The 13,695-nt window shown below is 40.6% G+C and carries 12 protein-coding genes and 1 pseudogene; 8 read left to right on the forward strand and 5 right to left on the reverse strand.

Annotated features, from left to right (window positions below; all coding sequences use genetic code 11):
- Positions 1 to 123 precede the first annotated feature (123 nt).
- From DP117_RS20500 to DP117_RS20510, 3 genes are all read left to right on the forward strand, one after another.
- Entirely contained in the window at positions 124 to 2,574 is a 2,451-nt protein-coding gene (locus DP117_RS20500) for an ATP-dependent Clp protease ATP-binding subunit (protein ID WP_169220103.1), read from the forward strand.
- A 343-nt stretch (positions 2,575 to 2,917) separates the two neighbouring features.
- The gene (locus tag DP117_RS20505) at positions 2,918 to 3,208 is read left to right on the forward strand and encodes a hypothetical protein (protein WP_169220104.1); all 291 of its coding nucleotides are present in this window, start codon (positions 2,918 to 2,920) and stop codon (positions 3,206 to 3,208) included.
- Positions 3,209 to 3,542: 334 nt separating this feature from the next.
- Positions 3,543 to 4,532, forward strand: a complete 990-nt coding sequence (locus DP117_RS20510; RefSeq protein ID WP_169220105.1) for a hypothetical protein — start codon at positions 3,543 to 3,545, stop codon at positions 4,530 to 4,532.
- 81 nt (positions 4,533 to 4,613) lie between these two features.
- Here DP117_RS20510 and DP117_RS20515 read toward each other — a convergent pair whose 3' ends face one another.
- Both DP117_RS20515 and DP117_RS20520 read right to left on the reverse strand, forming a co-directional pair.
- Positions 4,614 to 4,955 (reverse strand): XisI protein, encoded by a 342-nt coding sequence (locus tag DP117_RS20515; protein WP_169220106.1) that lies wholly within the window; start codon positions 4,953 to 4,955, stop codon positions 4,614 to 4,616.
- Positions 4,943 to 5,359: a XisH family protein gene (locus DP117_RS20520; RefSeq protein WP_169220107.1), complete on the reverse strand. Its 417-nt coding sequence runs from the start codon at positions 5,357 to 5,359 to the stop codon at positions 4,943 to 4,945. The genes DP117_RS20515 and DP117_RS20520 overlap by 13 nt, the downstream gene beginning before the upstream one ends.
- 242 nt (positions 5,360 to 5,601) lie before the next feature.
- Between DP117_RS20520 and DP117_RS20525 the strand changes: the two genes are divergently transcribed.
- The 3 genes from DP117_RS20525 to DP117_RS20535 all read left to right on the forward strand — a co-directional run bounded on the left by DP117_RS20525 (position 5,602) and on the right by DP117_RS20535 (position 10,074).
- On the forward strand, positions 5,602 to 7,929 hold the full coding sequence (locus DP117_RS20525) for a CHASE2 domain-containing serine/threonine-protein kinase (RefSeq protein WP_339381344.1): 2,328 nt from the start codon (positions 5,602 to 5,604) through the stop codon (positions 7,927 to 7,929).
- A 456-nt stretch (positions 7,930 to 8,385) separates the two neighbouring features.
- Positions 8,386 to 9,414, forward strand: coding sequence for a VOC family protein (locus DP117_RS20530; protein ID WP_169220108.1), 1,029 nt, complete (start codon positions 8,386 to 8,388; stop codon positions 9,412 to 9,414).
- 54 nt (positions 9,415 to 9,468) lie between these two features.
- Complete coding sequence (locus tag DP117_RS20535) at positions 9,469 to 10,074, forward strand: YdcF family protein (protein WP_169220109.1); 606 nt, start codon at positions 9,469 to 9,471, stop codon at positions 10,072 to 10,074.
- 53 nt (positions 10,075 to 10,127) lie between these two features.
- Here DP117_RS20535 and DP117_RS20540 read toward each other — a convergent pair.
- The 3 genes and pseudogenes from DP117_RS20540 to DP117_RS20550 form a co-directional block, all read right to left on the reverse strand.
- Positions 10,128 to 10,298: pseudogene (locus DP117_RS20540) on the reverse strand (DUF1838 family protein); the annotation flags it as partial.
- A gap of 89 nt (positions 10,299 to 10,387) precedes the next feature.
- A complete protein-coding gene (locus DP117_RS20545; RefSeq protein WP_248277746.1) occupies positions 10,388 to 10,762 on the reverse strand; it encodes a DUF190 domain-containing protein in 375 nt (124 codons plus the stop codon).
- Positions 10,763 to 10,939: 177 nt separating this feature from the next.
- Positions 10,940 to 11,791, reverse strand: coding sequence for a hypothetical protein (locus tag DP117_RS20550; RefSeq protein WP_169220111.1), 852 nt, complete (start codon positions 11,789 to 11,791; stop codon positions 10,940 to 10,942).
- Between the two features lie 475 nt (positions 11,792 to 12,266).
- On the opposite strand from DP117_RS20550, the gene DP117_RS20555 reads away from it, so the two are divergent.
- Both DP117_RS20555 and DP117_RS20560 read left to right on the forward strand, forming a co-directional pair.
- On the forward strand, positions 12,267 to 13,154 hold the full coding sequence (locus DP117_RS20555) for a zinc metalloprotease HtpX (RefSeq protein ID WP_169220112.1): 888 nt from the start codon (positions 12,267 to 12,269) through the stop codon (positions 13,152 to 13,154).
- 68 nt (positions 13,155 to 13,222) lie between these two features.
- Entirely contained in the window at positions 13,223 to 13,627 is a 405-nt protein-coding gene (locus DP117_RS20560) for a hypothetical protein (protein ID WP_169220113.1), read from the forward strand.
- The last annotated feature ends 68 nt before the right edge of the window (positions 13,628 to 13,695 follow it).

Genomic DNA, 13,695 nt, shown 5'->3' on the forward strand with positions numbered 1-13,695 from the left:
AAAGGAGTGATGAGCAAAAAGTCTCAATTGCTAAGTAAAGATCACTAAGCATAAACCACCAATAGCTCACCTATACTACTGAAATCACCCATAGCCCAAGCAGCAAGGGAGCAAGAACCCGATATGTTTGAACACTTCACATCTGAAGCCATTAAAGTCATTATGTTAGCCCAGGAAGAGGCGCGTCGCCTGGGACACAACTTCGTTGGAACGGAGCAAATTCTCCTGGGGCTGATTGGAGAAGGAACAGGGATTGCTGCCAAAGTGCTGACCGACTTGGGCGTTACCCTTAAAGATGCACGTCGCGAAGTAGAAAGAATTATTGGTCGGGGTTCTGGTTTTGTTCCCCCGGAAATTCCTTTTACTCCCAAAGTGAAAAGTTTGTTTGAGCAATCGTTTAAGGAAGCTCGTAGCCTGGGAAATAATTATGTAGGTACTGAACACTTACTGTTGGGATTGACTGAAGCTGGTGAAGGTGTCGCCGCTAAAGTTCTACAAAATTTGGGGCTTGATTTGTCTCAAATCCGCACCGCAGTTATTCGTCAGTTAGGTGACGTGACATCTGTTTCCGCTGGTCGTGCTGGTAGTCGGCGTACTCAAAACCTAACTTTAGAGGAATTCGGTAGAAATCTTACCACACAAGCGCAACAAGGTAATCTTGACCCAGTTGTCGGTCGTGAAAAAGAAATTGAGCGTGCTGTCCAGATTTTGGGACGCCGTACCAAAAATAATCCTGTGTTAATTGGGGAACCAGGAGTTGGTAAAACAGCGATCGCCGAAGGTCTGGCTCAACGTATTGTAAACCAAGATGTCCCCGACATTTTACAAGATAAGCAAGTCATTAGCCTCGATATGGGGTCACTGGTGGCTGGTACCCGCTTCCGTGGCGATTTTGAAGAACGCCTCAAGAAAATCATGGATGAAGTTGCAAAAGCGGGTAATATCATCCTTGTGATAGATGAAATTCACACTTTGGTTGGTGCTGGCGGCACAGAAGGTGGTATGGATGCTGCTAACATCCTTAAGCCCGCATTGGCAAAAGGTCAATTCCAATGTATTGGAGCAACCACCCTTGATGAGTACCGTCAACACATTGAGCGTGATGCAGCGCTAGAGCGTCGTTTCCAACCAATTATGGTCGGTGAACCATCGGTTGAAGAAACTATCCAAATACTATACGGCTTGCGCAGTGCTTACGAGCAACATCACAAAGTCCAGATTTCCAATGCAGCGGTCGTTGCTGCGGCTAACTTATCAGACCGCTACATCAGCGATCGCTTCTTACCAGATAAAGCGATTGACTTGATTGATGAAGCAGGAAGCCGTGTTCGTCTACGCAATTCGATCAAATCCGCTGATCGAGCACTCAAGCGCGAATTGGCGCAAGTGACCAAGCAAAAACAGGAAGCTGTTAAAGCTCAGGACTTTGACAAAGCTGGTAAACTCCGAGATCAGGAGTTGGAACTCGAAGCAAAATTGCGTGCATCACAAACTGAGGAATCTGTCAATAACCCAGTCGTAGATGAGGAAGATATTGCTCAGATTGTCGCTTCTTGGACTGGCGTCCCAGTGAACAAGTTAACTGAATCTGAATCAGAGATGCTGCTGCACTTAGAAGACACTCTCCACCAGCGTCTCATTGGTCAAGAGCAAGCAGTCAGTGCAGTTTCTAAAGCCATCCGTCGCGCCAGAGTCGGGTTAAAAAATCCCAATCGACCGATAGCAAGCTTTATCTTCTCTGGTCCCACAGGAGTTGGTAAGACAGAACTCGCGAAAGCATTAGCTTCTTACTTCTTTGGTGCTGAAGATGCAATGATTCGCGTGGATATGTCAGAATTCATGGAACGTCATACCGTTTCTAAGCTGATTGGTTCACCTCCTGGTTTCGTTGGATACGACGAAGGCGGACAACTGACTGAAGCAGTACGTCGTAGACCTTACACAGTCGTGCTTTTCGACGAAATCGAAAAAGCACATCCCGATGTGTTCAATATGCTGCTGCAACTGTTGGATGACGGTCGCCTGACTGATGCGAAAGGTCGTACAGTGGACTTCAAGAACACGCTGATTATCATGACTTCTAACATCGGTTCTAAAGTCATTGAAAAAGGTGGCGGTGGTTTGGGCTTCCAGTTTGCGGAAGATGAAGCCGAAGCGAGTTACAACCGCATCAAAACACTGGTGAATGAAGAACTCAAAACATACTTCCGTCCAGAATTCCTTAACCGTCTTGATGAGATTATCGTCTTCACTCAACTGAAGAAAGATGAAGTTAAGCAAATTGCTGATATAATGTTACGCGAAGTATCAAGCCGCTTGACTGAGAAGGGAATCACTCTGGAAGTGAGCGATCGCTTTAAAGAACGCGTCTTGCAAGAAGGCTACAACCCCAGCTACGGCGCAAGACCATTACGTCGAGCAATTATGCGCCTCTTGGAAGATTCTTTAGCTGAGGCAATGCTTTCTGGTGAAATTACAGAAGGCGACACAGCTGTTGTGGATGTAGACGATGATGGTCAAGTGAAAGTTAACAAGTCCGAGAAGCGAGAGTTGTTACTCGCAAATCTTGGCTAAGATTTTGTAGCATGTCACTTGTTGCTGTCGCATTCTGAATAAATAGCGCTTTTCAATTGACTGAAATACATATCTAGTGTGGGGTGGGCATTACTTATGTCCACCCCAATTTTACTGTGCTAATTCACCAAATCGTTCTCGATAGCGAGTGAATAACCTCTCCAATGATTCTTATACCCGTAGTCTTGTGATTTGTTTCTTAATTTGAGACATGGCTTTTGAGGATTTGTACTTTTCCTCTCTGGCGATGCGTAAAACATTGTAAACAAACTGTATTTAATTAACACAGTGAAGGTTTACTAAATCTTTACTGTGTTAATTTTGTAACAAAGGTGTAAATCATATGAATGGACAAGAAATTCACAACTCAGCAGGAAGATTGGCTCTTGCTGCATTGAGTGCTGTGGCTACTGGCGTGGCTGTAAATTCACCTAGTAATGCAATAGCATCTGAGACATATAATTCACCACAACCTGTGGTGTTTATGTCTCAGTCACCTTCATATCAGATTGTGACAGGAGAAAAACTCGAAAAATACGAGGCTAGTCTTATCAAAAATCTAGGTAAGGATGGGGCAAATCTGAGGAACAACGGCTGCACTTGTTCTGGAGGATGTGCTGACGATTGTGGCTGATGATGAATTCAATTTTTCAATTAGGAATCCTGAAACTACCAAATATTGAGTTTTTTCCAATTCCTGTAGTTTCATTAAAGGGAAACAAGGAACGGGCAACTCTTAACAGGGGGGCAAGGTAGGTGGATTTAAACTCCTACCCTCTGTTTGTAACTTATAGAAGATGAAGTTTTAGACTCCTATGGGGGAACTCTTAACAGTTTCCTGTTATGAGAGTTCCCTTATTTGATAATGAGATTGGAAAGGTGATTTTGGCAGTGGGGGAGTGATGGTTTATACGATATTCCTGCGGTGCATCGCATAAACAAAAAAAAATACTATAAAAGGAAGATTTATGAAAGACAAAGCTCATATAGGGATTTTAACGATTCAAAATGACTTGCACGCATTAACAATAAAAAAATATTTTGAAAATCATGAAGATATAGTTTGCAGTATTATTGAAACTAATTCTATATGCAACCAATCTAGTCTAAGCTGGTCAAATATAGATGAAAAAGATTTTCGATGTACAATCACTAACAATGAAGGAGGGAAAATTAATGTTAACGAGTTAGATGTTATTTGGTGGAGACGTTTCAATTCTCCTCAAATATTGCCAGATTACGTTACAGATTCTAGACATATTGATGTCATCAATAATGACTGTAAGACTAGTTTGTTGGGGCTTTTACTCAATGATTTTTCAGGCACATGGCTTAACGAGCCTAATACAACTAATTTGGCAGAAAATAAACTTATTCAACTTAAGGCTGCCCAATATGCAGGATTCAAAGTTCCTTGCACTCTTGTAAGCAATGAGCCTGCAAGGATTCGACAATTCTGTGCAATGCTAAAATATCAGGTTGTAGTCAAGCCAGTTAAAGGAAGTCTTGGAGTTCCTTTATTCACAAAAAAATTAGCAGAAGAACACTTGACATCAGATGAGTCATTGAGCTTATCTCCGGCGATCTATCAAGAATATATATCTGGTAATAAACATATTCGCGCACATTGTTTTGGAGATGCAGTTTATGCTGTATTAATCGAGTCTGATCTATTAGATTGGCGGCAAAATCTAGATATTCCATTTAGTGTTTTTGAACTAGATGAAAATAGCAAAATATGTCTTGGCAAAGTACTAAAAGTACTCGGATTAAAAATGGGAATTTTTGATTTAAAGCTGACGGAAGAAGGAAAAAAGATTTGGCTGGAAGTTAATCCTCAAGGACAATTCTTGTTTACTCAAGGTATTAGCGGTCTTGATTTAACTTCAGCTTTTGCAGAATTTCTTTATCAAGAAGCAAAAAAGGCTTTTCAAAGAAAAGTTGGTAGTGGTGCATAGTAATGATTTCACTTCGAAGACTAGCATTTTAGTAAGGATAAGCGATGACAAATATGATTTTAAAGAAACTTCCAGAAACAATTAAGCAACTCCATACCCAGTATACGGGCGCTTGTAAGGTGGATGCAGTCCCAAGATAATGTCTTCTTTAGGTATGCCCATCTCCACTAATTCTTGAGCAAGATTCGCTTCTGTCATATTGCGTTGAATCCAGATTTTACTATCCTTGATATCTAAATGAATGAAACAGTTATAAATCCGTTTGAGTCCCGACCAGCCAACATCTAAAACTTGGTAGTGGTCGTGTTCTGTATCAAAGACAAGCTGGCATTCAACATCTGAATCTGAATTACCAGACTCAAGATTTGCATGAGATGTCAACAGTTGGCGGATGATTTGACGGTATCGCTCTAGTCTATCCATTTAATAATTACCTCCTGAAGTGGCTCGTATATAATTAATTTAACTTGATATACTTTGACTGCTTCCTGAGTAAATGGTTCTTGAAAAAATGATTCAAATGTATCAAGAGGAACTGCCAAATACAGAATTCTATCTGGTTCGCTCATCTGTAATGCTAAGCGATAGTTTAAAAACTGTCCTAATGCCCCATGAAAATCGGTAATCGCCGAAGGATTTAGAAAGCTTTTGATTTCAACTGCAATCTTTCGTCCTGCCTTTTGGGCTGCCAAGACTTTCTCTGCCGCTAGATCGATCTCAAATTTCACCCTCTCAATTTTGATTATTAGCGGATCTGCTGTAATTATCCACCGATCTTTGAGGAGTGCTTGCTTGACGGCATTATGAAATAGGTCTTTAGCAGCCATTATTTTTGAGTTCTGATCATGGTCTTTTCTAGCAAAGATGCAAAAAATTAGAAATTTATTGAGAATATGGCATTCTTATTGACAAGGTGCGTTTGCCCTAGTCTTGTACGCCCGTTCCTAACAGCAACTAAATTGCTAGAGTGAATATGACTTGGGATAATCTTGATTCTCCCTGATTTTTAGCCTGGATCTGAAGTTTCAGGTTTGGGATGTCTACCACATTCTGGCTAGTGTAGCATTTCGTGATCACAGCACTATTAGAAAAACTGCGTGCCTCATGGGCAAAAGATGGGGATCGTTTGACTTTTCGCGCCTCCTCATTTATGCAGGCGTCGAATCGATATCGTCATACGCTTGTTGAACGCAAACCCCAGGATTTCAGTTTAACAGAGGCTCCTCAAAAAGACTCTTCTGGTAGAAACAATGCTCCCAAGAACTGGTTGCGAACTGTTCTTGTGACTAGTTTGAGTGTGACTGTGCTAGTATTAGGAGTCCGAGAACTGAAATGGTTGCAGCCTTGGGAATTAAAAGCATATGACCAAATGCTAGGGTTACGCCCGACTGAAGCACTTGATCCCCGTATTTTGCTGGTGAATGTCACTGAAGATGATCTTCAACGATACAGATGGCCTTTGTCAGACAAAAAAATTAACAATTTGTTAGAAAAATTACAGTCTTATCAACCACGGATTATAGGTTTAAATATATACAGACCAGAACAAGAAAATCTGGGAATTGGCTTCAAACATCAAGATAACATATTCACTACGTGTGCTTTCAGCAGCATCGATTTGCCGGAAGTAGCACCACCAATAAATGTTCCTATAGAGAATGTTGGATTCACCGACTTCATACCTGATGAAGATGGTATTGTCCGCCGTAGTTTATTGTTTGCTCATGCCAGACAAAATAAGAAATGTACAACGAATATCTCGTTTGGTGCTTTACTTGCAATCAGCTTTTTAAAAAAAGAAGGTATTGAACCTGATTTCAGCGATGAAAATTATTTTAAGTTGGTTGATACTCATTCACAAAAGGTCAAAGCCAGTTTTAAAGTTCTTGATAGCAATGCAGGTGGTTATCAAAATATGGATAACAGTGGCTATCAAGTCATGCTGAATTACCGCCATCCGGATAAACTAACCAAAGAAATCACTTTAACACAAGCACTTAATAGTAATATAAATCCCAATTGGATAAAAGACCATTTGGTTATCATTGGTACTAAGTCCCCCAGCCTTCATCCTGGCTTCTACACGCCCTTCAGTGCTTTGCCAAACCAACCTGCAAGAATGCCAGTTGTTTTTATTCATGCACAGATAGCTAGTCAAATCATCAGTACCGCACTAGATGGACGACCTGTCATTTGGTATTTTCCTAAATGGGCTGAAGGTATATGGATATGGGTTTGGTCACTGCTAGGCGCTGTTTTAGCTTGGCGACTACGACATCCTTTATTGTTGGTTGTTGTGGAAGCACTAACAACGAGTGGCTTAGTCGTGATTTGTGCTATGTTGTTTTTGCAAGCAGGATGGGTACCAATAATACCGCCTGCTCTCGCACTGATTCTCAGTGGTATCAGTGTGATAAGTTATGTCACATATCAAACTCAGCAGGAAACAAAAATCATTGTTCTGCAAGTTGAAAAACAACAAGAAGCAATAGAACAGTTAAATACACTCTTAAAAGAAAGTACAGCAATTAAAGATAAACATCTTCACATTTCATCAAAAATTGATACTCCACAAAAAACAACAGGTGATTCTGTCTTAAGTGGACGCTATCAAATTACAAAAGTTCTTGGTTCGGGTGGATTTGGTTGCACTTATTTAGCAGAAGATACTCAGCGTCCAGGCAATCCTATTTGTGTTGTGAAACAACTGATGCCTGCCCGTCGGGATACAAAATTTTTGCAAGTGGCGAGAAGATTATTTGATGCCGAAGCTGACATTTTAGAAACTTTGGGAAAACATCCTCAAATACCACAACTTCTGGCATATTTTGAGGACAATCATGAATTTTATTTAGTCCAAGAGTATATTCAAGGACATTCTTTTAGTGAGGAATTACCACCTGTGCAGGGTGTACAGAGTGAAACTTTTGTTATCGACATGCTCAAAAGAATTTTACAAGTTCTGATATTTATTCACGAACATCGTGTGATTCATCGAGATATTAAACCAAGTAACATTATTAGGCGTGCTCAAGATCATCAGTTAGTGCTGATTGATTTTGGTGCAGTAAAAATGATGCAACCACCAACTCATGAGCAAACTGAATTAGCGACAGTCGCTATTGGGACACGCGGTTACGCACCACCAGAACAATTTGCTGGTCATCCCCGCTTGTGTAGTGATATTTATGCTTTAGGGATGATTGGTATTCAGGCGGTAACTGGATTATCACCCCACGAACTCCAGCCAAATCCTGATACTGGTACTGTTATATGGCGTCAAGGGACGCAAGTCAGCAAGGAATTGGCCCAGATTTTGGACAAGATGGTGTGTTATCACTTTAGCGATCGCTATCAATCAGCTTCTGCTGTTCTACAAGATTTACAGCGCTTCTGATTGACATCTAGGAATCCTATCTGATGCTGAAGCGAAAAGGGTTTGAACGACTTTACTTTTCTTTATACAGTGATATTTATTTGTGTCCAGATACTTAGCTAGTTAACTGCATCTTAAAACATAGTTAAAATATAAATTTTTGTTCATAACCTCCGTTATGAATTAACAGTAAACGGTTATCGTTCATTAACAAATATTAAGCTAATATCTTCCTGTATTGACTGGTAACTGATAACTCAATACGGTTGTTGTTAAAAGTTGCTCCTCTCTATCGCTCCTGAAAAAGGAAGTTATGAAACCCATTTTTTAAAGAGGTTGAGAGGAGCTAAACACTACTAACAGCAATCGTATTGACTGATAACTGTGAAAATCTCTCATTTCAGTTACGGTAATTCACGGATAACTGAACTTTGAAAAATGTAAAAAAAGCACTTTAGATACATATCATCATAACTTATGAATCAGGGGCAAACTTCTATTGAAGGCATTTACGAAGTATGTATTGGTGTTAAAGAAGCAATTCCTGCCATTCAATACTGGGAACTCTTTGGCTATCGCATTGGTCAAGAAGGTGAGTTATCACAAGCAGCTGCGTGTCAATTATATGGGGTCAATTCGTCCTTACGTTCGATTCGCCTTTACCACCAATATTTAGATCATGGTTTGCTTCGTCTCATGATTTGGGAAAATCCCACCAACGAGGGATTGGGAATGGGGTCGATGAAAGTGAAGGGAAATCGTTGGGCAACAACCTTAACAGATGATGTGTTAAACATTTTAAATCATGTGGAGGAGGCAAAAGCAGCAGGTTGGAAAATGAGAAATACATACCCTCACTGGGAAGTGATTTACGACAAGGAGAATAAAAGCCGTCCTTTTATTGAACCAGTGATCGGAGTGCGAGAAATGCTTTTGTTGCAACCTTTAACGCGACAGGTTTTCTTTCAAAGATTTGGTTATACACTACCACATTATGGAAACGTTAATAAAAATTCTGTCCTCAAGACAAGCCAGTTTACTCATATGGGGATGGTTATTCAGGATGATAGCAAAGAAACTTTAAAGTTTTATGATGAAGTTTTAGGTTTGCTGCGCGTGCGTGATGATGTAGAAACAACCTATGAATCTTCTTTAGCTGGTCGAGATATTTTTGACCTGCAAAGAGGGGAAAAGTTTTATGTGACTGCTTTTGATGATCCCCGCTCTTCTGCGACAAATATATTTGCAGCACGTTCTGGAAGACTTTATATTGTTCGCTTTCCTGGTTTTATAAAACTAGATTCCCGATTTGAAGCTGCACAACCTGGTTGCTTGGGAGTTTGTCTTTACACCTATCGAGTACGAGGACTAGATACGTACTGCGATCGCATCAAAGCAAGTCCCGTGCAAAAGTATACAAATCTCATTCCCAACGAGTTTGGAGAGATGAGTTTATCTTTTGTTGCACCAGATGGGTACTTTTGGACGTTGTTAGAAGCTTCATAAAGTTGTAAAAAAATAAATGAAGTGTTGTAAATTTTTAATGGAGAGATAATAACAATGCCCAGTTACCAAACTAAAACACAATGGCTAGCTTTGGTCATACTTGGGATTGTATCTGCACTGCTGCTGGTATTCGCAATCACAGCATTCAGCATATACTTTTACGGTAGCGCTAACGGTGTTTCGAGAGCTGATGCCGCAGTCGTATTAGGAGCAGCAGTTTGGGGAGATGAACCATCTCCAGTTTTTAGAGAAAGAATCAACCACGCCATTCATCTCTATAAAAGAGGAATTGTACGCACCATCATTTTTACTGGTGGTCTTGGCAACAACGATAACATGGCTGAAGCCGTTGTCGGCAAACGCTACGCAATAGCGCGGGGAGTCAAAGAAACTGATATTCTGATCGAAACAGAATCTCACACAACTCACCAGAACCTCCAGAATGCTCAGCAAGTGGCTTCTAAATATAATTTGTCTAAATTCCTGATTGTCAGCGACCCTTTGCATCTTAAGCGAGCGGTGTTAATGGCACAAGACATGGGAATGGATGCTTATCCATCCCCTACGCCTACAACTCGCTACCGCAGTTTCAAAAGCCAGTTTGATTTTCTCATGCGGGAGACATATTTTTACTTTGTCTACCTCGTGTTAAAGTACTAGCTCGCATTTTGTCTTTTCTCAATTATTCTCTATGCTGTAGAGAATAAACACTCTTATGAGGAAGATGAGGCAGATGCTTCCTTATCTGCCTCATCTCCCTCTTCTTTCTGAGGTAGTGGAAATTTTTCACCAACTAAGTAGACATCAAAGTGGTGTTGGAAATAAAGCCAAGAAGTCATCTCTTGTACATCAAGAAACGATGTGGGCGCATTCTTGTACAAAGGCTTGTGTGAAACTCACGCGTTCCAAAAAATAATTTTGACCAAAAAACAATTTTGAATTTATAATTCAATCCTACACCGGAAAAATAGCACTAACGCCTGGCGTGCCCATAGGGCATATCTTGTCTGTCATAAGCGTTGACAGGGGCATGATGAACAACCTCCGCATTTTGCATAGTCACTAATCCATCTCGGACCATTTCCTTCACCTGGGGTAAAAGTTCCTCAAGTGCGTCTTCACGATCAATCATTGTCACGACTATTGGTACATCGGAGGACAACTCCCATAATTCAGAGGTTTGACAAGTTGTTTGTTTACCAAATCCTGCGATCGCCTGTGTCACTGTTGCACCTGCGATTCCCCGTTTGCGAGCAAGTCCAATTAAAGCTGCATACAACGGTTGATGATACCAACGATCCGATTTGCCAATGTAGATTGTTAACTGTTTCCAGACTGCCATAGCCATAACCAGTTGTCACTTCCACAATCTGGTTATAGCTATGCCTAACCAGATGTTTATAACTTTCAGTATTGCATTGTCTGTCTCCCAAAAACTGTGCTGTTAACAATTCGCCATAACTCTGATTTTCAACCAGCAGGCTATTGCAATCATTCAGCAATACATTCACCAATTTTGGTGGATTTATAGTGAAATTTTGACCAAGTAATCAATCAGGTACTTGAAGTACACTTTTAACTCCTTAGCTGCTTCAGTTGAGACTTGCACTGAATCTTCCCAATATCTTACGTACTCTTGTTGAATCAACTTGATAGCCTTCATATATGCCTCAATTGGTGGCTGGTGATGAGTAATTATTCCTTGATAAAGTAAACGAGGTTCAATCTTATTTTCCAAACAGCTTCCAAGCAGTTTCAAATATCTACCAAGGTTATAACGAAAGATTTCTATTTGAGGATGCTGCTCACTTAATAACTCATTTGCCACTTGTTGTGCTATCTCTTCTCGATGAGCAAGTAGCCAGAATCCCGCTTCCAGACAAGCTGCTGATTGTTCTTCAGGTGGTGTGAGTGAGGGTGATAGTGGCTGGATATGTGCTAAAAATTCTTGGAGTTTGTGCTGTTTGACTTGAATGTGTGCTTGGCTAATATTTTCTTGTGAACGTTTATTTTCCTGTCGTTCGCGTATCAAGTCTTCCACAATCGGTTTCATGTTTTGAATCATCAGATCAGTCTGCTCTTTCACCACGTCCAGCACTTGCTGACGTAAATCATGCTCTAATAAATTGTCTAACTGATTTTTTGTACTATCTTGTAGAAAGTTAAACTGGTGTTGCAACTGTTGAATAAGCAACTCCAGACGTTGTTCTGTGTTGGAAAAATCCTCATATAGATTTCGTTCTAGATAATCGATTCGTTTTTGCAAAGATTTGACAGATACTTTATCTAACCAAGGGCTGATGATAAATGTTGCTAAATCTTGCAATAATTTAGTAGACTTTTGCATCACTCCTACTTTGTTTACATTTTGCGCCATAAGATTTGTCCAATAAGGTGATGTACTAATATGTTCGATTCCCAAGGTTGATTGACCCTGTATTGAAGTTATTGTCTAGAACAGTTAAATCATTGAACTATGTAACTAAGATACGAACTCAGTTTTGAGCAACATCACGTCACAATCATTAGCTAACCTTTAAGTATAAACTACTAAATGCTATTAGTAGTTATCAGTTGTTACTTTTTAGGGTATTGTGGCTCTCCACCAATTTTTGTTTTGCTTTGGTGGTAGTTTTAACCAACTATTAGCTATCAGTTATCAAGCACTTGATGAGAAAGCAAGGTAGTAGGTGGTCACTGATTTCAACACTTCAGTGAGAAAACCGTACTAAACAGGAGCGCAATTTCTACCTGATAGATCTGTGTTTAGATCGATATGATTTAAATGTGCCTTGAGTAATGTTGTTGCTAGCAAGAAATATTATCTTCAGCATTACAAGGAAAGTAAAAATATGAGAAATCAATTCAAAACGGCTGCATTACTCGGTTTATTAAGCGCGATTTTGATTGCCATTAGCTACTGGATCATTGGCGGTACTAGTGGTGTGATTGTAGGAATAATCATAGCAGCAGTAACAAACTTATTTTCTTGGTATCAATCAGATAAGATTGCGTTGGCGGCGTACCGCGCCCAACCAATATCACCTCAAGAAGCACCGGGATTGTATCAAATGGTGCAAAGATTGTGCGCGATCGCCAATCTACCGATGCCAAGAATTTTCATTGTCCCAAGCGCAGCTGCTAACGCTTTCGCCACAGGACGTGATCCAGAACACGCTGCGATTGCAGTCACGAATGGTCTTTTAAATATATTACCGGAAGATGAACTCGAAGGCGTTATCGCCCACGAACTAACACACGTTGCTAACCGTGACACACTAACACAAGCGGTTGCTGCAACAATAGCAGGTGCGATATCGTTCTTAGCCCAAATCGTTAGTTACAGCGTTTGGTATACTCCTAATGCACGGGATGACCGCAATGGGCCAAATCCTTTAGGCATGTTATTAACAATATTCCTTGCTCCAATTGCGGCGACAGTGATTCAACTGGGAATCTCACGCACGCGAGAATTTTCAGCAGATGCAGGTTCTGCGAGATTAACACAGAATCCTCGCGCTTTAGCTCGTGCGCTGCAACGTTTAGAAGCAACATCAAGGCAATTACCCCTACAAGGAAATCCAGCTTTTGAACCACTGTTAATTACAAATGCATTCTCTGGACAATTTCTAGGTAACTTGTTCTCTAGTCATCCTTCTACTGAAGCACGAATTGAAGCATTGCTCAAGTTAGAACAAGAACTACTGTCTAGGACATCTGAGTTTTCATTCGGGCGATAAACGATCGTCATCATTCATTTGTTCACAACAAAGAAAACATCAACAAGAAAGAATAAGGGAGTTTAACTATGACTTACAATGCAAATAATGAAGAAAACTTAGTCGTTGTACAAGTCAGCCCTCAGACAAATGAAATGGTAGAAACTGAGATGGCAGGCGAAACAGATGAAGTCAAAAGTGAAACCAAAGCACTGATAGAAGCAATCAAAAGACGTGCTCAAGCTGAGGCAGAATCAGCAGGAACTCTCACACGTGAGACATATGTGAATGCAGTCCGTCAAGCACGAGAAGTTCTTGAAGGCGACAAACTCATTGAACGTTCGCGCATTGAAAACACCTTCACACTCCTGCAAGAGGAAGCCGAAAAAAACTGGCACTTGCTGTTTAAAGAAGTCGCTGAACTAGGCGATCGCCTTCAAGATGCGGCGAAAGCTGCATGGGATGCTTTCACTGCACCTCGCCCTCAACGTTAATCTTCTTGCACCTTTGACGTACTCCCCGGCATAAATGCACGGGGATTCTTAAAGGATGTTCCAATGTA

The sequence above is a fragment of the Brasilonema sp. UFV-L1 genome (genome assembly GCF_012912105.1).
Classification (GTDB): Bacteria; Cyanobacteriota; Cyanobacteriia; order Cyanobacteriales; family Nostocaceae; genus Brasilonema.